Annotated in this window: 21 protein-coding genes and 2 pseudogenes; 16 read left to right on the top strand and 7 right to left on the bottom strand. The window is 69.6% G+C overall.

The annotated features are described in order from the left end of the window. The 3 genes and pseudogenes from ABT170_RS40735 to ABT170_RS35515 form a co-directional block, all read right to left on the bottom strand. Positions 1 to 114, bottom strand: a pseudogene (locus ABT170_RS40735) (DUF4097 family beta strand repeat-containing protein); the annotation flags it as partial. Positions 115 to 201: 87 nt separating this feature from the next. Beyond that, on the bottom strand, positions 202 to 720 hold the full coding sequence (locus tag ABT170_RS35510; RefSeq protein ID WP_329940726.1) for a toxin-antitoxin system HicB family antitoxin: 519 nt from the start codon (positions 718 to 720) through the stop codon (positions 202 to 204). Positions 721 to 963: 243 nt separating this feature from the next. After that, complete coding sequence (locus ABT170_RS35515) at positions 964 to 1,635, bottom strand: class I SAM-dependent methyltransferase (protein WP_329940725.1); 672 nt, start codon at positions 1,633 to 1,635, stop codon at positions 964 to 966. Between the two features lie 449 nt (positions 1,636 to 2,084). Between ABT170_RS35515 and ABT170_RS35525 the strand changes: the two genes are divergently transcribed. From ABT170_RS35525 to ABT170_RS35540, 4 genes are all read left to right on the top strand, one after another. Continuing rightward, complete coding sequence (locus ABT170_RS35525; RefSeq protein WP_329940724.1) at positions 2,085 to 3,560, top strand: amidohydrolase family protein; 1,476 nt, start codon at positions 2,085 to 2,087, stop codon at positions 3,558 to 3,560. 326 nt (positions 3,561 to 3,886) lie between these two features. Beyond that, positions 3,887 to 4,456: a GNAT family N-acetyltransferase gene (locus ABT170_RS35530; protein ID WP_351874440.1), complete on the top strand. Its 570-nt coding sequence runs from the start codon at positions 3,887 to 3,889 to the stop codon at positions 4,454 to 4,456. Between the two features lie 153 nt (positions 4,457 to 4,609). After that, the gene (locus ABT170_RS35535) at positions 4,610 to 5,542 is read left to right on the top strand and encodes an aminoglycoside phosphotransferase family protein (RefSeq protein WP_329940722.1); all 933 of its coding nucleotides are present in this window, start codon (positions 4,610 to 4,612) and stop codon (positions 5,540 to 5,542) included. Positions 5,543 to 6,039: 497 nt separating this feature from the next. Further along, positions 6,040 to 6,867: an alpha/beta fold hydrolase gene (locus ABT170_RS35540; RefSeq protein ID WP_329940721.1), complete on the top strand. Its 828-nt coding sequence runs from the start codon at positions 6,040 to 6,042 to the stop codon at positions 6,865 to 6,867. 139 nt (positions 6,868 to 7,006) lie between these two features. Here ABT170_RS35540 and ABT170_RS35545 read toward each other — a convergent pair whose 3' ends face one another. Next, positions 7,007 to 7,249 (bottom strand): hypothetical protein, encoded by a 243-nt coding sequence (locus ABT170_RS35545; protein WP_329940720.1) that lies wholly within the window; start codon positions 7,247 to 7,249, stop codon positions 7,007 to 7,009. A gap of 229 nt (positions 7,250 to 7,478) precedes the next feature. Between ABT170_RS35545 and ABT170_RS35550 the strand changes: the two genes are divergently transcribed. After that, a complete protein-coding gene (locus ABT170_RS35550; protein WP_351874445.1) occupies positions 7,479 to 8,051 on the top strand; it encodes a dihydrofolate reductase family protein in 573 nt (190 codons plus the stop codon). Between the two features lie 82 nt (positions 8,052 to 8,133). Next, positions 8,134 to 8,598 (top strand): PPOX class F420-dependent oxidoreductase, encoded by a 465-nt coding sequence (locus tag ABT170_RS35555; RefSeq protein ID WP_351874448.1) that lies wholly within the window; start codon positions 8,134 to 8,136, stop codon positions 8,596 to 8,598. Between the two features lie 148 nt (positions 8,599 to 8,746). On the opposite strand, the gene ABT170_RS35560 is transcribed toward ABT170_RS35555, so the two are convergent. Beyond that, positions 8,747 to 9,283 (bottom strand): hypothetical protein, encoded by a 537-nt coding sequence (locus tag ABT170_RS35560; protein ID WP_329940717.1) that lies wholly within the window; start codon positions 9,281 to 9,283, stop codon positions 8,747 to 8,749. Positions 9,284 to 9,561: 278 nt separating this feature from the next. Between ABT170_RS35560 and ABT170_RS35565 the strand changes: the two genes are divergently transcribed. The 3 genes from ABT170_RS35565 (at position 9,562) to ABT170_RS35575 (ending at position 13,974) form a co-directional block, all read left to right on the top strand. Next, complete coding sequence (locus tag ABT170_RS35565; RefSeq protein ID WP_351874451.1) at positions 9,562 to 10,161, top strand: DinB family protein; 600 nt, start codon at positions 9,562 to 9,564, stop codon at positions 10,159 to 10,161. Between the two features lie 292 nt (positions 10,162 to 10,453). After that, on the top strand, positions 10,454 to 12,916 hold the full coding sequence (locus ABT170_RS35570) for a choice-of-anchor A family protein (RefSeq protein ID WP_351874454.1): 2,463 nt from the start codon (positions 10,454 to 10,456) through the stop codon (positions 12,914 to 12,916). A 245-nt stretch (positions 12,917 to 13,161) separates the two neighbouring features. Beyond that, positions 13,162 to 13,974 (top strand): L,D-transpeptidase, encoded by an 813-nt coding sequence (locus ABT170_RS35575; RefSeq protein WP_502970617.1) that lies wholly within the window; start codon positions 13,162 to 13,164, stop codon positions 13,972 to 13,974. A 177-nt stretch (positions 13,975 to 14,151) separates the two neighbouring features. On the opposite strand, the gene ABT170_RS35580 is transcribed toward ABT170_RS35575, so the two are convergent. Next, positions 14,152 to 14,994: an alpha/beta fold hydrolase gene (locus ABT170_RS35580; RefSeq protein WP_351874457.1), complete on the bottom strand. Its 843-nt coding sequence runs from the start codon at positions 14,992 to 14,994 to the stop codon at positions 14,152 to 14,154. Positions 14,995 to 15,507: 513 nt separating this feature from the next. On the opposite strand from ABT170_RS35580, the gene ABT170_RS35585 reads away from it, so the two are divergent. The 5 genes and pseudogenes from ABT170_RS35585 to ABT170_RS40740 form a co-directional block, all read left to right on the top strand. Next, positions 15,508 to 16,464 carry a DUF6807 domain-containing protein gene (locus ABT170_RS35585; protein ID WP_351874460.1) on the top strand — a complete coding sequence of 319 codons (957 nt, stop codon included), beginning with the start codon at positions 15,508 to 15,510 and terminating at the stop codon, positions 16,462 to 16,464. Continuing rightward, positions 16,458 to 17,423: a D-2-hydroxyacid dehydrogenase gene (locus ABT170_RS35590; protein WP_351874463.1), complete on the top strand. Its 966-nt coding sequence runs from the start codon at positions 16,458 to 16,460 to the stop codon at positions 17,421 to 17,423. The genes ABT170_RS35585 and ABT170_RS35590 overlap by 7 nt, the downstream gene beginning before the upstream one ends. Before the next feature lie 13 nt (positions 17,424 to 17,436). After that, entirely contained in the window at positions 17,437 to 18,750 is a 1,314-nt protein-coding gene (locus ABT170_RS35595; protein WP_351874466.1) for a mandelate racemase/muconate lactonizing enzyme family protein, read from the top strand. A gap of 167 nt (positions 18,751 to 18,917) precedes the next feature. Continuing rightward, on the top strand, positions 18,918 to 19,577 hold the full coding sequence (locus tag ABT170_RS35600; RefSeq protein WP_329943635.1) for a TOPRIM nucleotidyl transferase/hydrolase domain-containing protein: 660 nt from the start codon (positions 18,918 to 18,920) through the stop codon (positions 19,575 to 19,577). A gap of 18 nt (positions 19,578 to 19,595) precedes the next feature. Beyond that, a pseudogene (locus ABT170_RS40740) lies at positions 19,596 to 19,828 on the top strand (IS982 family transposase); the annotation flags it as partial. A gap of 111 nt (positions 19,829 to 19,939) precedes the next feature. Here ABT170_RS40740 and ABT170_RS35605 read toward each other — a convergent pair. Continuing rightward, a complete protein-coding gene (locus tag ABT170_RS35605; protein ID WP_351874469.1) occupies positions 19,940 to 20,461 on the bottom strand; it encodes a hypothetical protein in 522 nt (173 codons plus the stop codon). Between the two features lie 187 nt (positions 20,462 to 20,648). On the opposite strand from ABT170_RS35605, the gene ABT170_RS35610 reads away from it, so the two are divergent. Continuing rightward, complete coding sequence (locus tag ABT170_RS35610; protein WP_351874472.1) at positions 20,649 to 21,182, top strand: GNAT family N-acetyltransferase; 534 nt, start codon at positions 20,649 to 20,651, stop codon at positions 21,180 to 21,182. Between the two features lie 141 nt (positions 21,183 to 21,323). Next, complete coding sequence (locus ABT170_RS35615; protein WP_351874475.1) at positions 21,324 to 22,121, top strand: class I SAM-dependent methyltransferase; 798 nt, start codon at positions 21,324 to 21,326, stop codon at positions 22,119 to 22,121. Positions 22,122 to 22,267 lie beyond the last annotated feature (146 nt).

The raw sequence follows: 22,267 nt of genomic DNA on the forward strand, positions 1-22,267 counted from the left end.
GCGGGGCCGTACCTCGACGACCGTGTCGGTGCGGTCGGCGGCGGTGAACTGGATGGATCCCGCGTCCACCCGGGCGGTGACCGAGATCGGCTGGGGAGTGTCGAATGAAGGCATGGCTGTCCCGTCCTCTTGGCTCTTTGGCACGCCCTCGCTGATGGGACGTGTGTTGGGTGGGTGAAGCAGTACGGGGCGGGGGCGCCGCTAGTGCACCCAGCCCGTGAAGCTCTGGCCGACGGTCCTGGCCTTCTCCGTCGTACGTGTCCGGGTGCCGCCGTCGACCGCGGCCGACACGGCGCGCACCAGCCAGGCGTTGAGCGACAGGCCCTCGTGGGTCGCGGCCTCCTCGGCGCGGGCTTTGAGGTGGGCCGGCAGGCGCAGGTTGACGCGGGCGGTGCCGCCCTCGTCGCCCTCGGCGGGCGTCGGCGCGTTGAGCGGTTCGACGGGCGAGGCCGGCTCGGCGGGGGCGTCGCCGTCGGTGGGCGGCCGTGTCACCACGAAGTCGGGGTCGAGCCCGCGCAGCCGTACGTCGACCGAACCGGGGGCGAGTTCACGGGTGATCTCGTCCGTCGCGGCGGAGAGCACATGGAGCATGGCCAGCCGGGTGGCCGACTCCAGCGGAGCGGTCAGCCGCTCCGCCAGCTCGCGGGCTTCGTCGCCACCGGCTTCGGCGGCCACCGCGAGCTCGCGGCGGAGGTTGTCGATATACGGCGTGAGGTCCATGACGCCATCATGGCATCATTATGGCTCTATATGCAAGCCGTGAGGTGGTGTCTATGGGGCGGGAGTAGAAGGAGGCGTTCTGACCTGCGGTAATGTTAGGATTCTCTGCTGTGTGGGTATGGCGTCACTCGTGTCCATGCACCCTTTGAGGCGGGAAGTGGCGCCACCTGGTGCCACGCGGTGCGGGATGGTGCCATGGAGTGTCAGGTGGTTGCCGGGTGGCGCCGACCCGCATCCCTTGATCTACCAGAGTTCGGAACGGGCTTCCGGTTTGCGTGCCATGAAGGTGGCGATCGTCCTCGTCGCCCCGTCGCAGGGCTCCTCCACCAGACGCGCGCCGACGGCCAGCCCGGCCAGGCCCAGCAGTTCGGCGATCCGGGCCGGCGGCAGCAGGTGGGACTCGTACGTCACGGCATGTCCGCCGTAGGCCTGCGCGGGGCGCCGAATCTCGTCGTTCCCCACATGGCCGACCAGCATCAGATGACCGCCTGGCGCCAGGGTGCGATGGAACTCGGCGAACACCAACGGCAGCAGTTCGGGTGGCGTGTGGTGCGTGGAGTAGTAGGCGAGGATGCCGCCGAGTCCGTCCTCGTCGAGCTCCAGTGAGGTCATCGAGCCCACAGCGAACCGCAGGTGCGGAAAGGCCTCCCGGGCCAGCTCGATCATCTTCGGCGACACGTCGATCCCGAACGCCGGCACTCCCTGCTCGGCCAGATGGGCCGTCACCTTTCCGGGCCCGCATCCCAGGTCCGCGACCGGTCCGAGGCCGGCGACCCGGACGAGTTCGGCGAACGCGGTCAGCATCGCGCGTGACAAGGGATCAAGCTCGGCAGGCGACTTGACGCGGTCGGCGTAGCTGGCGGCGACGGTGTCGTACGACTCCCGGACCGCGGCGAGGTAGGCGGGTTCAGTCATGCCGGGAATCTAGTGCCCTCTCCGGCGTCTCCTGCCCGAGAGGCGGCGGAAGCCCCGTCCCTCGCGGCGAGGGAGCGCGTCAGCAGTCGCGTGGTGCTGCCGTTGTCCTCGACGGTGTCCCGGAGGTGCGCGAAGCCGAGTCCGCCCAGCAGGGCCAGCGAGCCGATGTTCGACGCGGCCACGGTGGCATGGACTGTGAGCAGAACCGGGGTCATGGACACCGGCGCTACCCAGCGGACATCGGGCACGCCAAGGTACTTTCACCACGGGGCGGGCGACCGGATCCGGGCGTTCCTGGAGTCCGGCACGGCTCCTGCCCTCCTGGAATCGTCGGGGCGCACGAACCGGCCGCCGGGGTTTCGTCCGCTCGGATGAACAGCGGTTCCGGGTTCTCTCCTAGGGTCGCCCGAAAGACCAACCGGTGCTCCGCGATCTTGAGGAGACGAAGCGTGCAGACACTTTTGCGCGGCGGCCGTGTCATCGACCCGGGAACAGGGCTCGACACCATCGCCGATGTGCTCGTATCCGATGGCGTGGTCAGCGCCGTCGCCCCGGGGCTCGACGCGCCGCCGGGCTGCGCGCTCATCGACGTCACGGGTCTGATCGTCGGCCCGGGGTTCGTCGACCTGCACAGTCATGTGCACTCGGTGGCAGGGCAGCGGCTCCAGGCCATGGACGGCGTGACGACAGCGCTCGACCTGGAAGCCGGCCTCATGCCCATCGAGCGGGCGTACGCCGAGGCCGCCGCGGAGGGACGGCCCCTGCACTACGGGTTCTCGGCCTCGTGGAGCGGCGCCAGGGCACAGGTGCTCTCGGGCATCCAGCCCGACGCGGGGGCGGTGAGCAGCCTCGCGGTACTGGGACATCTCACGTGGCAGCGTTCTTCCTCGGATCGTGAACTCGCGCAGTGGCTGGCACTGATCGAGGGAGAGCTCGCCGCCGGAGCGCTCGGCATCGGGGTGCTCCTCGGGTACGCGCCCCACAGCGAGCCCGCCGAGTTCCTCGCGGTCGCCCGGCTCGCGGCGAGGGCCGGAGTGCCGACGTACACACATGTCCGCGAACTCGTCGAGATGGACCCCGGCACGCCCGCCGACGGCTCCGAGGAGATCGTCATCGCCGCGGCCGAGACCGGCGCCGCGATGCATCACTGCCACGTCAACAGCACATCGGGCCACCACATCGATCGCGTATTGAGCACGTTGGACCGCTCGCGGCGGTCGGGATCGCGCGTGACCGTCGAGGCATATCCGTACGGTGCGGGAAGCACGGCGATCGGAGCCGCCTTCCTCGACGCCGAACGGCTGCGGATGAAGGGCTTGTCCCCGTCGAGTGTCGTGATGCTCGAATCGGGAGAGCGCATCGCCGACGAGGGCCGCCTGCGGCAGTTGCGGAGCAGCGACCCCGGGGCCCCGTGCATTCTGGAGTTCCTCGACGAGGGGAACCCGCGCGACCTGGGGATGCTGCGCAGCGCTCTTGCCTTCCCGGACGCGATCGTCGCCAGTGACGCGATGCCGGTCTTCTGGAAGGACGGCAGCCACGACAGCACCGCTTGGCCGCTTCCGCCGGGTGGGCGGACGCACCCGCGGACGGCGGGTACGTTCGCCAGGTCGCTGCGGGTGATGGTGCGGGAGAGCGGCGCCTGGGACTGGCCGGAGGCCTTCCGGCGGTGTGCCCATCTTCCTGCGCGCGTCCTCGACGAGGTGGCGCCCGGTGCGCGGGCCAAGGGGCACCTCGGAATCGGCGCGGACGCCGACATCGTCGTCATCGACCCCACGACGATCACCGATTCCGCCACGTACGTCGACTCCACGCGGCCTTCCGTGGGTGTGCGGCACCTGTTCGTCGGCGGTGTGCCGGTGGTCAGCGCGGGGGAGTTGCAGGTCGAAGCGTTTCCGGGGAAGCCGTTGAGGGGCGAGTCGCGTTGACGTACCCGTCAGGCGCCGGCGCGGCGGTGTGACGCGATGCCCGGGGGCTCCGCAGACGGAGCCCCCGTCGTCGGCTCGCGAACCAGCGGGCAGTGGCGGCGGGTCACGACGCACGCACCGTTTTCCGAGCCGCCGCTGTGGCTGTGGCTGTGGCGGGCGCGACGAACGACGGACAGATGGGAGCGTGGGGCAGTAAGTCCTGGAATGCCGTGCCTCGTGGTGAAGCGTGGCTGTCGGGCGCTGCTGTGGAAAAGGCGTGGCTGCCCTTCGGCCGTGATGCGACAATCGGTCCGCATCTTGATCCAATCCGCGTCCCGGAGGTCCGTATGGACATCGCCTCGCTGCTGCCGATGACCACGCCCCGGCTGTCGCTGCGTCTGTTCACTCCCGGTGACGCCGACGACCTGTACGCCTACCAGAGCCTGCCGAGTGTGGCGCGCTACTTGTACCGGCCGGCGCACACGCGGGAGCGCAGCGAGCAGGTTGCGGCCGAGCGCGCGGCGCACTCGGTTTGGTACGCCGACGGGGACAAGCTGGCGCTTGCCGTGTGCCGACGCGATGAGCCCGGCCTCCTCGGCGAGGTGAGCCTCGGCCTGGCCGATGCCCGCGCCGCCCAGGCCGAGATCGGCTGGACCATCGATCCACGTCACCAGGGGCACGGCTATGCGACCGAGGCGGCCGCGGCGCTCGCCGGGTTCGCCTTCGACAGACTGGGCGTGCACCGGCTCTACGCACGGCTGGATGTGGAGAACACCGGTTCCGTGCGGGTCTGTGAGCGCCTCGGGATGCGTCGGGAGGCGCACCTGGTCGAGAACGACCTCGACGGGGATCGCTGGGGCAGCGAGTACATCTACGCGGCGCTGGCCGCGGACATCGGCGGTCAATCAGGCAGTTGAGCCCGGTACCGCCTCCTGTTCGCGATCTTCCATCGACTCCACGCGGGAAGGCGTGATGGAGTCGGACGGGGGCGGATGGCCGTCGTCACGCGTACCGCGACGAGACGGTGGACAGCCGCTCGTGGTGGACCGCGCCGGGCGTAAGGTGCCGGGATGATCGCGATTCCAGAGGCGTTCGCGCGCTGCACCGCCGAACGCGAGGGAGAAGCCGGGGCGACGTGGCTGGCCGAACTGCCCCGGACCGTTGAAGAGTTGCTGGAGCGCTGGGCGTGCGTTCCGGACGGCCAGGTCGTGCACGGGGGCGTCGGTGTGATCGTCCCGGTCCGACGGAGGGACGGGGCAGCCGCCGTACTGAAGGTGTCGTTTCCGCATCCCGGCAATGTCCATGAGCCGGATGCCTTCACGGCGTGGGGCGGGCGCGGTGCCGTCATGCTCCACGAGCGCGCGGACGACCGGTTCGCGATGCTGCTGGAGCGGGCCCGGACGTCGACCCTGGCGGAGATCGAGGACGGCGACCTGGTGGTGGCGGTGGCCGGAGGGCTCAGCCGCCGCCTGGCCGTCCCCGCTCCGCCCGGCCTGCCACGGCTGCGGACACAGGCCGACGCCTGGGTGGAGCAACTGCGCGTCGATGCCTCGGAGCTTCCCCACGCGCTCCCGCACCGTGTGGTCGACGCCGCCGTGGCGACCGTGGGTGAATTGGGCCGGCACCAGCCCGACACTCTCATCCACGGCGACCTGCACGCCCGCAACATCCTGCGCGCCGACCGCGAGCCATGGCTGGCCGTCGACCCCAAGGGGTATGTGGGGGATCCCGCGTACGACGGCGGTACGTTGCTCAAGTCCCGTGCGTTCGCGCTCCTCGCGGCGGACGACCTGCACAAGGCGGTCGGCCGTGTCCTGGACGTGTTCGCCGAGGCCGCGGAACTCGACCGCGAACGCGTCCGGCGATGGGCCCAGTTCCATGCGGTCCAGGGTTCCTTCTGGGGCCGCCGCCACGGATTCAGTGTCGCCCGCGGCGGACCACGGCTGAGCCGGCTCACCGAATTCACCGACGAGTTGGCGGAGTTGCTCACGGAACGCCCGTAGACCGGGATGGTGCCGGTCGGTGGGACGGCAGGAGCACATGCTCCCGTCGGTCACTGTGAGGTGTGCGGACAGACGCGGAGACTACTGTGCTCGTGGCGCCCGTGGTTCAGTTCACTCCTGTCGCCCAGTGGGTCAGCGCGGTGAAGTCGTCGTCGGCGAGACCGCGTCCGGGGCCGATCCGGTGCACAAGGGCGGGGCCGTCGTGGTGCTCCCTCACCCAGGCCCGATCCGCCTCGGTGAGCTCGTCGTCGATCCGGGCCGAACGCCCGGCCCGTCGTCCCCGCGACCCACGTCGACGCCGCCGATCCAGGGCAGGCGGTTCTCTCGCGTACCACCTCCTACGTGCTCGTGTTGCCGCTGGCGTGGTCCGCCTTCAGCATGGCTTGTGGGGCCCGGAGCGCGCGTACCACCCCGGAAGCTCCCCGACCGATGCCGCCCCGCTCCGGTACGAAGGCCCTCGGCGCCGGTCCGCCTCGAACCTTCGGAAGGACGGACGCATGCCTACGGTGACCACACGTGACGGTGTCGAGATCTTCTACAAGGACTGGGGCAAGGGGCGCCCCGTCGTCTTCATCCATGGCTGGCCGCTCAATGGTGACGCCTGGCAGGACCAGCTCAAGTATGTGGCCGACAACGGTTTCCGGGGCATCGCGCACGACCGGCGCGGTCATGGCCGCTCCACCCCGGTGTACGAAGGCTACGACTTCGACACCTTCGCCGATGACCTCGACGACCTCATCAACGCTCTCGATCTGCGCGATGTGACACTCGTGGCCCATTCGATGGGCGGTGGGGAACTGGCCCGTTACATCGGACGGCACGGCACCGGGCGGATCAGGTCCGCGGTCCTGCTGTCCGCGATCACCCCGCTGATGCTCAAGGGGCCCGACAACCCCGAGGGCGTGCCGCAGGACGTTTTCGACGGCATAAAGGAAGGCATCCTCAACGAACGCTCACAGTTCTGGCAGGACACCTCGGAAGGGTTCTTCTCCGCCGGGCGTCCGGGTAGCAAGGTCACGGAGGGGAACAAGGACGCTTTCTGGTACATGGCCATGGCCGAGACCATCGAGGGCGGCGTCGCCTGTGTCGATGCCTTCGCACACACGGACTTCCACGAGGACCTCAAGAAGTTCGACATCCCCACCCTCGTCGTGCACGGCGATGACGACCAGGTCGTACCGATCGAAGCCACCGGCCGCAAGAGCGCGAAGCTCATCCCGAACGCGACGCTCAAGGTTTACGAAGGCGGCTCCCACGGCATCGCGCTCGTCCCGGGTGACAAGGAACAGTTCAACCAGGACCTCTTGGACTTCCTCAAGGGCTGAAGGAAGGCGACCGCGGTGAGGTGGCGCAACGGGCCGACGGAAGTCTGTTCTGCCCCCCTGTCCCCCTGCCCTGCCCCCTGCCTCCTGCCCCTCTGCCCTTCCGTGACGGACGCGCGGAGACGACGGCAGCGGCCAGTGGCTACTCTCCGGCGGCGCGATGCTGCTCCCTTTTCTGCTCCCGTGCCCTGACGTCCTCCAGGCGCGCGAAGAGCGCCTTCCACTGGCGCTTCGCCGCAGCCTGCTTCTGCTGCTCGGGCGGATCGACGAAGCCCGTCTTGCCTTTCCCCTTGCGTTTGTCCTTCGGCCCGCTGTGGCTGCCGCTGGTCAGCTGGGCGCGTTTGGGAGCACCATCGCGGCGGCGCTGTCGATTTCCGCTGGTCATGGCGTCACGCTACGCGGCTGCCGCGTAGCGGGTATCAGCAGGGCAGTGGGTACGGGAACGGCGGGGCGGTGCGCACGGCAACGTCCTGGCGGTGGGCGGCGTCCGATGATTTTCTCCATGAACAGAAGTCGTTCCGTCAGCAATACTCAGTACGCCGCGCTTGCCGGTCCGGTCGAGGTGTACACCGACCGAACCGGCCGAGAACAAGACAGAACACCGGGAGACACCGATGCGTACCCTGATCAGCACTGCCTTCATCTCGCTCGACGGGGTCGTGGAGGCACCGGGCGGAGAGCCCGGCTACCGGAACTCGGGCTGGACCTTCAAGGACGTGGAGTTTCTCCCCGAGGCGTTCGCCATCAAGGGCCGGGAGCAGGAGGACTCCACCGCGATGCTGATGGGCCGGGTCAGCTACGAGGCGTTCAGCCCGGTCTGGCCGGGCATGGAGGACTTCGCCGGCTACAGGGCGATGCCGAAGTACGTGGTCTCCACCACGCTCACCGAGGACGAGCTGGTCACGGACTGGGGCGAGACCACGATCCTGCGCTCGCTCGACGAGGTCGCCGCGCTGAAGGAGACCGAGGGTGGTCCGATCATCGTCCACGGCAGCGCCACCCTGAACCGGAACCTGTCGGACGCGGGGCTGATCGACCGATACCACCTGCTGGTGTTCCCGCTGCTCCTCGGCGCGGGCAAGCGCCTGTTCAGCGACACGGACAAGGACACCCAGAAGCTGAAGCTCGTCGAGCACCAGGTGTACGCCAACGGCCTGCAGAAGAACGTCTTCGACGTCGTCCGCTGACAGCGCTCCCGGGCGGGGCGACTGTCGGGACGGTCATGACCGGTGAGTGTCCGAAGCGTCGTTCCGGGGCAGTAGTCGGTTCATGGTCGTACTGTCGAACGAAATCCGCCTGCGGGTCGAGGCGCCGCACATCTGGTACGTCGGAACGGTCAGCCCGGACGGGGCGCCCCATGTGAGCCCGATGTGGGTGGGCATGGACGGGGATCTGCTCCTGTTCAACACCGCGATCGGCCGTATCAAGGAACGCAATCTGCGTCGTGACCCGCGCGTGTGCCTGTCCCACGCGGATGCCGCCGATCCCTTTGACCGGGTACAGATCCGCGGCCGTGCCGTCCGGTTCGTCGAGGGCCCGGAGGCGGACCGGAACATGGACAGGCTGGCGCGCGTCTACCTGGGCACCGAGCGATTCGAGTGGCGCGTTCCCGGCGAGCAGCGGGTCATCGTGCTGATCGAGCCGACGCGTGTACGCCGAGTGGTCGGAGTCGAGCCGTTCCCCGCAGGGGCGCCCGGGGCGCCCGGAGTGCAGGACCCGTCCGACACACGCTGACACTGCGCCGAGGGGCTGCGGACGCAGGGAGCCGCAGCCCACCTCCGCTGCGGCATGCGCTCATCGGCCGTGCGCCATCCTGACTGACTGGCCGAGGGGCCGAGGGGCTGACCGGGTTGGCTGCCGGATGGCGGATACGTCCGCTTCCTCAGCCGGTGAGGGCTTCGGCGATACAGGCCACTGCGCCCACAGCCGCCCCGTATCCCGGTATGGCCATCAGCGGCCATGGCACGGGGCGGGGAACGAGCACACGCACATGAAAGGCGAAGTCGCGGTACTCGGCCATGCCTTCGGTACCGGGAAGCACCATGAAGCGCGGCTGCACGGTGCAGAACAACCACCAGTCAAGGACGACCAGGTCGAAGAGCGTCAGAGCGAGGAAACCGACCGCGCCGAGGGCGAACGGCGGCCAGAAGCCGAGAGCGCCCTCCGCCCGGTCGTGCAGATCGAGTACGCCGATCACGGGCACCACGATCAGGACCAGGAGATTCAGCAGCCCGGCCGCTGCCGCCGTCCGACGGCCCCGGGCGCTCTGCGGTCCGTATCTCTCGCGGATGGCGTGAGGGTAGTCCGGGAGCAAGGAGTCCCGGGAGACGTGGAGAGACCCTACGACGACGACGGCGAACAAGGTCACCAGCAGAAGCGCGTAGCCCATGCCCACCCTTGCCGCTTCCCAGAAGCCCATGAAGGACACCCTAGAGAAAGTCAGGCATGCCGAAGGGCTGTCCCGCAATTCCTGGCGGGCGCACGACGTCAGCCACGGCACCTCGCCGCGTTGTCGGAACACCCGAATACATCCAGTATGCGGGCGCCTCTCCGCCTTGCGATGCACCGCATCCGACGCCGCGCGCTGATCCACCAGGAATTGTGGGACAGCCCTTAGCCAAATTATTGGACAAGGGAGGGGTGGGGCGGCGGGCCCGTGCCGTCCGACTGTCAGTGCCGGATGCGAGACTGCCCGGCATGATCGAACCTAACCCGAAGGCGGACCTTCGCCGCTATCTGCAAGACGCTCGTGAAGCCCTGCTGTGGAAGCTCGAAGGGCTCTCGGAATACGATGTCCGCCGCCCGCTGACACCCACCGGCACCAACTTGTTGGGGATGGTCAAGCACTGTGCGGGCGTGGAGTTGGGGTACTTCGGCGATACGTTCGGCCGGCCGTTCTTCAGCGAGGAGCCGCCTTCCTGGTGGTACACGGAGGACGCCGACCCCAACGCCGACATGTGGGCGACGGCGGACGAGTCCCGCGAAGAGATCGTGGCGCTCTACCGCCGGGCGTGGGAGCACTCGGACCGTACGATCGAGACGCTGGCGCTCGACGCGGTCGGCCACGTTCCGTGGTGGCCGGAGGAACGGCGCGAGACCACACTGCACCATCTCCTGGTGCGAGTGATCGCCGATGCCAGCCGGCACGCCGGCCACGCGGACATCGTGCGGGAACTCATCGACGGGGCAGTCGGGTGGGTGAACGGCAACGACAGCATCCCGCCGGGCGACCAGGCGTACTGGGAGACCCACCGGAGTCGGCTGGAACGCGTGGCACGGGAAGCCGGCAACGCCTGAGTCGGCCCAAAGCCGTACGGGCGCCGGCCACTGCCGCATCAGTGGCCGGACCACCCACGTTCGTGGCGCGGGACTCCCGCAGGAAGTCTCACGAGCGGCCGTTCGGGGAACTGCGTAGGGACGGGAATCCGTCGGCCGGAGGAAGGACAGCTGCGGCCCCGACGAGCGCCGACCGCGAACCGGTCTCCGCCCGGAACCCACCGGCCCGGTCGGGTGATCTGTGGTGAGACAAACGGTCCTGAGCGAGTGTCCCGTACGGACCGACCCCCGCGTGCGTGCGAGAACGCCAGGTATGAAACTCCTCACCCAGCTATCCGGCCGGGGCCACACCAGACGCACCCGTGCCTGGGCGGCCGGTCTCGCCTATGTGGTCGCCGCCGCGTCGGCCCCCGTGATCGCCCTCGGCGCCACGGCGACACCGGCCGTCGCGGCTCCTCTCCCCGGTGGCCTCGGACCCTGCGTCCCAGGTGACTGCCCGGACCCGTACCCGCCGATCAGCAACGGCCCGATCGTGGGCCGTGACAACGGCATCAACATCTTCACGGGCGGCGACTACCGCGTCCGTGACCGTGCCGCCGAGGCCGAGGGCCGCCTCGTGGTTCTGGGCGACTTCGACCAGAACAAGAGCGCCGCGGGCAGCGCGATCTACAACATCGGCATCGTGGGCGTCGGCTCGCGGGTCCCTCCGCCGGTCGGCGCGGACTTCCTCACCACGGGTGGCAACGTCACCGTGGCCACCGACCAGCGCCTGCTCGCCGATGAGGGGGTGGTCCGGCACGCGGGCACCGCCACCGGCACCATCACCGGCACGGTCATCGCCGACCCGGACGCCGCCGCGCCCTACAGCGCGCTTCGCGGTCAGCTCACCACGGCGAGCCAGTGCTACGCGCGCACCGAGAGCGGAACGCGGCCCGCCACCGGCACCGCCGTCAACCAGGGGGGCCAGACCCTCTTCACCGGCGACAACACCTCGGCTCTCCAGGTCTTCAACGTCGACTTCGACATGACCACGAGTACCGGTGCTCAGCAGGGCCTCGTCTTCGAGGACATTCCCGCGGGCGCCACTGTCCTGGTGAACGTCCTCGGCACCTCCCGCACACTCAGCACCTTCAGCGGCGGCATCGCGGACTCCGACCCGCTGAACCAGCTCCGTCCGCGTCTGTTGTGGAACTTCCCGGACGCCACGACGGTGAACCTGGCCGGAACCGGCCAGTTCCAGGGCAGTGTCCTGATCGGCAACCCCGCCTCGGAGGCCACCGTCTCCCTGCCGGGTGTCAACGGCCGTTTCTTCACGACCGGCTCCCTCACCCACACCAGCCCTCCCGCTGGGGGCGGCGGCCAGGAGTTCCACGCCTACCCGTTCGACGGCGACCTGCCGGAGTGCGCGGGCCCGACACCCCAAGCACCGGTAACGGTCGTCAAGACGGACTCGGCGACGGGTGACGTTCTTGCGGGTGCGGTGTTTGAGTTGTGGGAGGAGACCAATGGTGTGACTGGTCTTCAGACCACTGGTGTGACTCCTGATACGCAGGTCGGTGCTTCCTGCACCACCGGCGCTGATGGTGAGTGCACGCGGACGGTGGACCTGGGTTCGTACTACTGGCGTGAGACCGCTGCCCCGCCGGGTTATGAACTGCCTGACCCTGCGGTGTTCGGGCCGTTGGTGCTCACCGAGGAGAATGCGTCGGAGGGTGTCACCGTCACTGTTGAGGATGTCAGGACGGCTGTTTCGGGTTCTGTGACGGTGGTCAAGGAGGACTCGGCGACGGGTGACGTTCTTGCGGGTGCGGTGTTTGAGTTGTGGGAGGAGACCAATGGTGTGACTGGTCTTCAGACCACCGGTGGGAATCCCGACACGCAGGTCGGTGCTTCCTGCACCACCGGCGCTGATGGTGAGTGCACGCGGACGGTGGACCTGGGTTCGTACTACTGGCGTGAGACCGCTGCCCCGCCGGGTTATGAACTGCCTGACCCTGCGGTGTTCGGGCCGTTGGTGCTCACCGAGGAGAATGCGTCGGAGGGTGTCACCGTCACTGTTGAGGATGTCAGGACGGCTGTTTCGGGTTCTGTGACGGTGGTCAAGGAGGACTCGGCGACGGGTGACGTTCTTGCGGGTGCGGTGTTTGAGTTGTGGGAGGAGACCAATGGTGTGACTGGTCTTCAGACCACCGGTGGGAATCCCGACACGCAGGTCGGTGCTTCCTGCACCACCGGCGCTGATGGTGAGTGCACGCGGACGGTCGACCTGGGCACGTACTACTGGCGTGAGACCGCTGCCCCGCCGGGTTATGAACTGCCTGACCCTGCGGTGTTCGGACCGTTGGTGCTCACCGACGAGAATGCGTCGGACGGTGTCACCGTCACCGCGGAGAACACCAAGTCCTCGGTGCCGCCCGGGGAGTCGACCATCAAGGTCGTCAAGACCGACGCGAAGAACGGCCGGCCGCTCGCCGGGGCCGTCTTCGAGCTGTGGCGCGAGTCCAACGGGGTCACGGGTCTGCAGACCCTGCCGAACGGCACCGTACCGCCGGACACCCGCACCGGTCCGGGCTGCTCCACCGACCGTGTCGGATCGTGTGTCTTCGACGAACTGCCGATCGGGACGTACTACCTGCTGGAGACGGCCGTACCCGAGGGGTACGTCCTGCCGGGAGACCCGGTGAACGGGCCGTTCGTGATCACCGAGCAGAACGCCGGTGAGACCGTGACGGTCAAGGTCGCGAACAAGCGGGGAGAGCCCGGCAAGTACAAGTGACCCGGTTACCTCCGACCGGTGAGGCCCCCGGACCGCCGCGCTCAGCGCGTGCCGTCCCGGGGGCCTCACCGGTTCGGCTTAACCCCGCGGGGCGCGGACGGACCGCTCCTGATAGCTGTGGGGTACAGGGGCGAGGGTCGCCCGGTGTGCAGGGGTGGCCACACGCCGCCGAAGCGTGTGCCGCATGAGGTGTGGAGGTCGGCATGAGGCTTACGGATGCCATCGGACGTAGGGGCGGTTCGGCCATGGAGGGCGACCGGGCCACCGCGGTACGGGGGAGAGGCATCCGGAGGAGCCGCGCGCGGGCCGGACGCGCGCGGGCAGGGCTTCGCAGCGGTACGGTGCGGCGGCGGATCGCGGCACTGGCCGTGGTGGGTGCGGGACTGACCGCCGCGCTCCCCGGGACTGCGGCGGCCACGACGGCGCCGGCTGTGGAAGGGCCCGCGATGGCGCCCGTGGCAGAGACATGCGCAGCCTCCACCGGCCCTTACCAGCGGCCCATGGAGGAGTACCTGAAGCTGACCGTCGACGGTGCACAGTCCCCCGAGGACTGCGCGGCGATCCGTACGTTCCAGCGGTCCCGGTCGATCACCCCCGCCGATGGCTACGCCAACCTCGTCACCTACCGGACGATGACGGCCGTCCAAGCTCGCGCCAACCCCAACGCCGCCGGTGACTGCCCCCAGCGCTCCTACCGCGTCACGTGTGTCGACCTCGAACGTCAGCTCCTGTGGGTGCAGACGGGCAGGAGTGTCGTCTTCGACCCCGTTCCGATCCGTACCGGGCGCGACGGCGAGGAGACCCGGACCGGCTGGCACGCCGTCTATTGGCGGGACCGCGACCACGTCTCCACGATCTACAACAACGCGCCCATGCCGTATTCGCAGTTCTTCGACGGCGGTCAGGCACTGCACGGGCGCCCCGACGGCCTGTTCGACGGGGGCGGGTCGGCGGGCTGTGTGAACCTGCGGCTCGCGGACGCGGCGGCGCTGTGGGACCTGCTGGACATCGACGACGCGCTGTACATCTGGGGGACCAAGCCGGGTACGGCCGACTGACCCTGGAGTCGGCGCCGGGGGAGACGCACCGGGGGAGACGTGTTCGGGTGTGCCGGTTGCGCGTGCTGGGCAGACCGGACAGCCGATGAGTTGATGGCTGCTCGCGTACGCCGGCGGTGTCGAGGCTCGGACACCCCCCGCTGCACGTATGCCGCACCGCGCAGCACGCGCCGTCCGCTATCCGAGTGCGAGCATCGCCTCGGCGATCTCGTCGGCCGCTGTGTCGGGGATCGCCGTGGCCGCCCCACCGAGGACGAGCAGGCGTGCCCCGGGGATCTCGTGCGCGATCGCTTCGCCGTTGCCGACGGGGAAGAACCGGTCGTGGCGGCCGTGGACGACGAGCGTGGGGACACCGATCCCGGACAGGCGCTCGCGCCAACGGGGTCCGCAGTCGAGCCTGGAGAACACCATGCCCAGTTGGTTGGCCATCTGGACCGGCGGTGCGGTGCCGGGTGTGCGGTCCCAGACGCGTGCGGCGGTCGTACGAGCGGCGTCGGGGTCGTCGCCGAGGATCTCCGCCCCGGCGGCGGCGAACTCCGCCACCGCCTCACGGTCGGTCCAGTCGGGCATCGCATGCGCGAACAGCCGGCTCATCGTGGCTCGGTCGTGATCCGGCAGGTCGTCGTCGGGCGGGCCGGGCGCGACCGGACGGGTGCCGACCAGGGTGAGAGCCGAGAACGCGTCCGGGTGGTCGAGCGCGGCAACCTGGGCGACCATTCCGCCGACGCCGATCCCCGCGAGGTGCGCGGGACCGCCGCCGAGTGCGCCGACCAGGGCCGCCGCGTCGGCGGCGAGGTCGCGCAGCGTGTAGGCGGGCGCCTCCGGGTCCGCCGTCGTCGACTCCCCGCTGTCCCGCAGGTCGTATCGCGCGACGTGTCGCCCACCGTCGGCGAGTCGCCGGCAGAGCGCGTCGGGCCAGGAGAGCATGGTCGTCCCGCCCGCGAGCAGGACGAGTGGTGCGTCGCCGTCGCCGAAGGACTCGACGCCCAGAGCGACCTCATTCGCGTTCACGGTGGCCATCGGATCACCTTAAAGGCTGTCCCGTAGTCCCGTAGTCCCGTAGTCCCGTAGTCCCGTAGTTCCGGCGGGCACGCGACGACAGCTGCGGCACCTCGCGGCCTGTCGGAACGTCCCCACTTCCGGTGTTCCGGTGTTCCGGCGGACGGAGGAAGCTGTGCGCTGTACGGGGTCTCGTGATCGGGCGTGCCGACAGGACATCTGAGCCGCCCCGACGGCCGCCCGGCCGCACTCTGCCGAGCGGCCAGGGGCCAGGGGCCAGGGGCCACGATGCCCCAGATGAGGCGGGCCTGCGGGCAGTCGGATCTGTCCTCCTGTGCCGCACCGGCCGGTGCCGGACCCGGGGGAGACCGGGTACGCGAGCCGGGTTGCCACAGCCGGTGGCGGACGGGTGACATGTCGACCGCCGCGAAAAGACCTCTCGCTTCTGCCCGTTCGGCTTCCTGTTGACGCCCGTCCGGCGAAGGGCTTAGCTTTTGGTAAGCGCTTTCCAGTCGTACGGGAGACTACGGACACATGAGCAGTCCACTGGGCATCACGCACGTCCACGGTGACCGGATCACGGTCACGGAGGAGCGGGGCGGCATCGATCTGATCAGCTACGTGTACCGCCCGGAAGCGGCCTGGGAGGCCCCCAAGCCGTACATCCATCCCCTGCGTACGCTGGCTGATAACGTTGTCACCGACTATCGGCCCCATGACCACCGCTGGCACAAGGGCATTCAGATGACCGCCTCCCATCTCTCCGGGCAGAACCTGTGGGGAGGCAACACCTATGTACACGGCCAGGATTACCAACCGCTGCCCGAACGCGTCGGATCGATGGCACATGTCGGGTTCGACGAGGTGGCGGCGGAGGCCGGACACGCGGTCATCGCGGAGCGGTTGGCATGGCGTCACCATGACGGTACGCACTGGGCGGACGAGCGGCGGCGCATCGAACTCCACGATGTGGAGCACGCCGGTTCCGGCACCGACGCGGCGCGTGGCGGCGGCAGTTGGACGCTGACCTGGCAGAGCGCGATCACCAATCGGCGCACGGAGCCGCTGTGCTTCGGCAGCCCCACGACACACGGCCGGGAGGCGGCGGGCTACACCGGTCTCTTCTGGCGCGGGCCGCGCGCGTTCCGGGGCGGGCAGATCCTCGGGCCGGACGGTGCGGGCCCCGAACTGATGGGAACGCAGGCGCCCTGGCTCGCCTACAGCGGTGAGCACGACGGCGCCGACGGGCACGCCACACTGATCTTCCAGCACGCCCCGGAGAACGATCACGCGGGGGAGCGCGGCACCCACCCCTCTCACTGGTTCGTCCGCAACGAGCCCTTCGCGGCGGTCGCGCCTTCCTTCGCCTTCTACGACGAACTGGAACTCGCCCCGGGCGACACCCTGTCCCGCCGCTACCGGGTCACCGTCGCGGACGGAGCCTGGGACCGCGTGCGGATCGCCGAGTACCTCGCGGAGCACCCGTGGTGAAGGGGGACGAGGACGGCCTCGCCCTGTACGTGGAACTGCCGCTCGACGATTCCGGCCGTGCTCGCCTGGGCGGTCCCGGTTCCGGGCCCGTGTGGTTCGCCGAACCGGGGACCGCCTCCGCGGCCGACTCCCGTGCGCTCGCCCACGCCGACATCGCGCTCGGCAACCCCCGGGCGGCCTGGGTGGCCGAAGCCTCCCGACTCCGGTGGCTGCAACTCGCCTCGGTCGGGATCGACGGCTATCTCGCCCTCGACTGGCCGGTCCTCGGGTGTCGGCTGACCGTCACCAACCTGGGCGATGTCTTCGCCGACCCGGTGGCGGAGTCGTGCCTCGCGGGCGTCCTGGCCCTGTACCGCGGCATCGACGAGCTGACCGGGCTGCGCACGCACGGCACCTGGGCGAAGTCCGCCGTCCGGCCTCGGCTGCGCCTGCTGTCCGGCGCGCGGGTCCTCGTGCTGGGCAGGGGGTCCATCGCCAGGAGGTTCGCCGAACTGCTGGGGCCGTTCGGCTGCCCGGTGTCGCACTTCGCGCGTGGCTCGGGCGATATCCGTACCCTCGCAGAACTCGACGAGCGGCTGCCCGGCTTCGACGTGGTGGTGGCGCTGCTGCCCGGGACTCCCGGGACGAGCGGGCTGCTCGACGCACGACGCCTCGCGATGCTGCGGCCGGGGGCAGTGCTGGTGAATGCCGGCCGGGGATCGCTGGTCGACGAGGAGGCACTGGTGTCCGAGCTGTCCTCGGGGCGGCTCGGCGGCGCGGTGCTGGACGTGACGGCGCAGGAGCCGCTGCCTGCGGGGCACCCCCTGTGGACCTGCCCGAACGTCATTCTCACGCAGCACACCGCGGGCGGCTCGACGGACGAGGGGGCACGGGTCGTCGATGTGTTCGCCGACAACCTGAGCCGGTTCCGGAGCGGTGCCCCACTGCGCAACACCGTGCAGTGGTCCAGAGGATTCTGAGGACGTGACCGACATGCCCGAACCGACTTCCGCGCACCTCGCCGCGCTCGCCGACAGCGGGGTACGTATCGCGGCGGTCCGGCCGGTCCTGCTCAGCGCCCCGTATGCCGATCCGGAGAATCTGGAGGTGCGCGTCGCCCTGCCCACCGGGTGGCGTACGACGGGGCTGGTCGAGGTGACCCTGGACGACGGCACGACCGGTCTCGGCGAGGGATATCTCGCCGTGTTCGCACCGCAGGTCTTCGTGTCGACGGTCGACCTGCTGACGCCCTGTCTGCTCGGCCGGCCGGCCGCGGACCTCGCGGAACGGTACCGGGACATGGTGCTCGTCACGGGGTACTGGAGTCTCCAGGGCGCGGCCCGTCATGTCATCTCCGCCGTGGAAGCGGCCCTGGTCGACGCCCTCGGCAAACGGGCCTGCGTACCGGCGTACGAGCTGCTGGGCGGCCGTCGTACGGACCGGATCCGGCTCTACGCCAGCGGGGGAGACTCGACTTCCCCGGCGGCGATGAGGACTGAGATCGCCGCTGTCGCCGCCCTCGGGATCCGTACCTTCAAGATCAGGGCACGGGGTCACGAGGCGGACAAGACGGTGTGGACGCTGGACCACGCGGCCCCGCACGGCGTCGGCATCGCCGTCGACATGGCGCAGAACCTCGATGACCCCGGCCAGTCCGTGGCGGACGCGCTGGCGTTTCTCGACGCGGTGAAGACCGGCACTCGACAGCCGTTGCGATTCCTGGAGGAGCCGCTGGGCCCTGCCCGCGCGCATGAGTACCCCGCCCTGCGACGGGCGGCCGGTTGCCCGGTGGCGGGCGGGGAGACCGTCACCACGGCGCGGGAACTGCTGGGGCGCCTGGCCTCGGGGTACTACGACATGGTCCAGCCGGACGCCACGGTCGTCGGCGGGCTGCGGCAGACACTGGCGGTCTTCGCGGCGGCCGAGGCACACGGTGTGGACACGGTCGTCCACTGCTGGGGCAGTGCGGTGTGCCAGGCGGCCAACTATCACGCCGCGTTCGTCGGTGGCGGCCGGCTGGCCGAGTGGCCCCTGCCCGCCTACTCCCTGCGGTCCGAACTCCTGGTCGAGCCGTTCCGTATCGAAGCGGGCCATCTGCTCGCCCCGCGGGCGCCGGGGCTCGGAGTCCGGCTCACTCCGGAGACCGAGCAGCGCTACGCCTTCCGCAGTGATGCCGTCTACCGCTGTCCGACCGCGCTGCCGCCGCCCGTACCGGGCCGATGGCGGGCGGCCCGACCGAGACGCGGAAGCCGTCCGGGCGATGGGGCCGGCCTCTCGGGCGAGCTGCTGGAAAACGCTTTCCGTTAGGTGTGCGCCACCGCCGGGCTGCGCGTGCCCGCAGGTCGCGGGTGTGCGGGCGCCGCCGTCGGTCGAGGCGCGTGGGGAAGGCGGGCGGATACGTCAGGGGAACCGTGAGGTGTTTGCGCGAGGCGGTCGTTGCGGTCCGCGCGGCTACGGCTGGGAAACTGGTGCCCATGGATGCGATAGAGCGGTTCCGTGGGGCGGTCATCGAGTGGGCAGCGGGCGGTGCGGGGGCTCCAGTGGCGGCCGAGGCCGCACATGAAGTGGCTGCCCGTGGCGCTGTGCGTACGGCGGTACTCGTGGAAGGAGTCAGCGACGAGGTCGCGCTCGAAGCCCTGGCGGCGCGTCATGGCCGTTCCCTCGGGGCGGAGGGTATTTCCGTCATCCCGCTCGGAGGCGCGACCAGCATCGGCAGATTCCTGAATCTCCTCGGTCCTCAGGGGCTCGACGTCGGACTGGCGGGCCTGTGCGACGCCGGAGAGGAAAGCCACTTCGCGCGTGCCCTGGAACGGGCGGGCCTCGGCCGTGACCTCACTCGCGCCGACATGGAGCCGCTCGGTTTCCACGTGTGTGTCGCCGACCTGGAAGAGGAGTTGATCCGCACTCTCGGTTCCGCCTCTGTGCAACGGGTCGTCGAGGCACAGGGCGATCTGCGGGCGTTCCACATCTTCCAGAAACAGCCCGCCCAGCGGGAGCGGAGCGTTGAGCGGCAGCTGCGGCGTTTCATGGGCACCATCAGCGGCCGGAAGAGCCAGTACGCGCGATCACTTGTCGATGCCCTGGACCTCGGTCGCGTGCCACGGCCGCTGGACCGACTGCTCGCACATCTGTAGCCGTGAGTCCAACAGCGGAACCCGAAGCTGGACGAGCGCGAGGTGCTGACGGCGATGCCGGACGCGAGGCGGACGCCGCCATCGGCCGGCCCGGCCTTCTCCTGGTCGCGGACAGGTGCCTTGCTTCCCGGAAGGCCGAGGAGTTCGAGGAGTTCGAGGCCGATCTGGCCCTGCGTGGGGCGGAGTTGCTGCGTCCGTCGTTCAAGCGGGAGGAGCGCCGCAGGGGCGAGTCCCTGTGCCATACGACCCGCACGAGAACTCCGAGTCCCACCGCAACTCATCGTGAAGGATGCACTGGTTCACCTGTCGCACCGCCATGCTGCCGCACTCGCAGCGTGATGGGATCTTCGCGGTCTGACCAGTCACCCGGGCTCGCTGACGTTCCACTCCTGCGGCAGATCCTCGCCGCAGAAGACACAGACGAAGTCCTCCTCCCGCACGATGCTGAGCTCCTGGCAGGAGCGGCATCGGCGAAAGACCACCTCGTGCGTGAACCCGGACGGTCGATGCATCCCGATCCGATCCAGGGCCTCGGCCACGGCCGGCCATGAGCAGACGTCCGGGCAGTAGCCGGTCGACTGGTTGCTGACCTCCTCGACCACCCAATGCCCGGACTTCTCACGGAAGCTCATCTCACCGGCGCTCAGTACCTCTCCGCCGCCGGCGCACACCACGTGCTCGCTGCGGCGCGGAGCCAGTCGCAGCACCCCGCCGCCATCGACGACGAACGTGAACGGCTCGGCCAACTCATCAAAGGGCAGTGCCGAGACCCACTCGCCGAAGTCCGCAGACGAGCGGATGCTCCGACCATCACCACACGCCCGGACGAGAGCCTTCGGCTCAAGCGGACCCACATACCGATACCTCTGCCCCCGCGTCCCCACGCACACCAGCCTAAGGCTGTCCCGTAGTCCCCGGCAGGCGCGCGACGACGGCTACGGCACCTCGCGGCGTTGTCGGAACGTCCGCGTACATCCCGTATGCGGACGTCGCTCCACCCTGCGACGCCACCGCATCCGACGCCGGGGGCTGATCCATCAGAGACACCGGGACAGCCTTTAGGCTTCCGCTGTGAACGACACCACCCAACACGGCATTCGGATCAGACCGGGCAGCCCGGCCGACGCACCTGCCGTGCTGAGCATGCTCGACTCCGCGGTTGTCTGGATGAACGAGCGCGGCAACACCGAGCAGTGGGGTACGACGCCGTTCTCGCGCAAGCCGGGCGGGGCGGAGCGCGTCGAGCGGTACATGACCGAGAACACCCCCTATGTCGCAGAGTTGGGCGGGGTACCTGCCGGAGCGCTGGTGCTGGACCGCGGGCCCAGTGCCCAGATGCCGATCGCGCCTGCCGGAGAACCCGAGCGGTACGTCCGACTGCTTGTCTCCGACCGGCGGTACGCCGGGCTGGGAATCGGAGCGGCGTTGCTGGCCCACGCCGCGGAAGAGACGCGTCGGGCAGGCGTGGCGCTGTTGAGGGTCGACTGCTGGGCGGGCGGCGATGGCGAACTGGTCGCGTTCTACGAACGTCATGGGTTCGTCCCCACCGACCGGTTCCTGTCCGAGGCCTGGCCGGGACAGGTACTGGCCCGACGGCTCGGCTGACGGCGAGGGCCAGGAGCCGGGCGGTTCCGCCTGTCCGGAGCGGCAGGTGGAGCCGGCCCCCGGGTCTCTGCCCGTACCCCCGCCCGCCGGACCGAGCCCCCGTACCCGGCACCGGTCCGGCCGGGCCGCTATCGTCGCTGGATGCCTGTAGCTCCTGAGAAGTCCGACGCCACGATGAACACCTGGCAGGAGTGGCAGGACGCCCCCTGGGGCCGACTGCGCTACTCGATCGCCGAGGCGAACCTGCTCCGCCACCTCGACGCGGCGGGTGGCGAGCCGCTGCGGATTCTCGACCTCGCCGGTGGCGACGGCGGCGATGCCATGCGTCTCGCGGCCCGCGGGCACCATGTCACCATCGTCGACCACGCGCCGTCCATGCTCGCCGCGGCCACCGGGCGCGCCGTGGCAGGCGGGGTGACAGAGCTGATCGACTGTGTCGAAGCCGACGCGACCGATCTGCCCCGGGACCTCGCCGACGGGGAGTTCGATGTCGTGCTCTGCCACAACCTCCTGCCCTACATGGACGACGTCCCGGGAACGCTGGCGGCGGTGCTTGCCCCGCTGAAGCCCGGCGGCCTGGTCTCCGTCATGGCGATCAACCGGCATTCGGCACCCTTGACCATCGCCGTCCGTGAGATGGACCCCGTGGCGGCTCTCGCCGCACTCGACACCGATCAGGCCCGGACCCGGATGTTCGACTCCGCGCTGACACTCCACACGGCCGAGGAGATCATTCCCACCCTGCGGACGCTCGGATGCCGGGACATCGCCCACTACGGCATCCGCAGCTTCTGCGACTACATCAGCGACGACGCGCGCAAGTACGAACCGGACTTCTACGCGGACCTCGAACGCCTCGAACTCGCCACCACCGCACGCCCGCCGTATATGCACACGGCCCGGCTCTTCCAGCTCACTGCCTGGAAGCACACCGACTGATTCCGGGACCGGGCCCCGGGCCGAGTGTTCGCCGGTACGTCGAGTCGCCCCGCCTGAAGTGGTGGAAACACTCCAAGACCGGCTCGTGATCGTTGTCCCTGGTGGGACCGCTGTCCGAGTCCGCCCTGCCGCAGACTTGCAGGACG

Origin of the sequence: Streptomyces sp. NPDC001787 (genome assembly GCF_040297465.1) — a bacterium.
GTDB lineage: Bacteria > Actinomycetota > Actinomycetes > Streptomycetales > Streptomycetaceae > Streptomyces.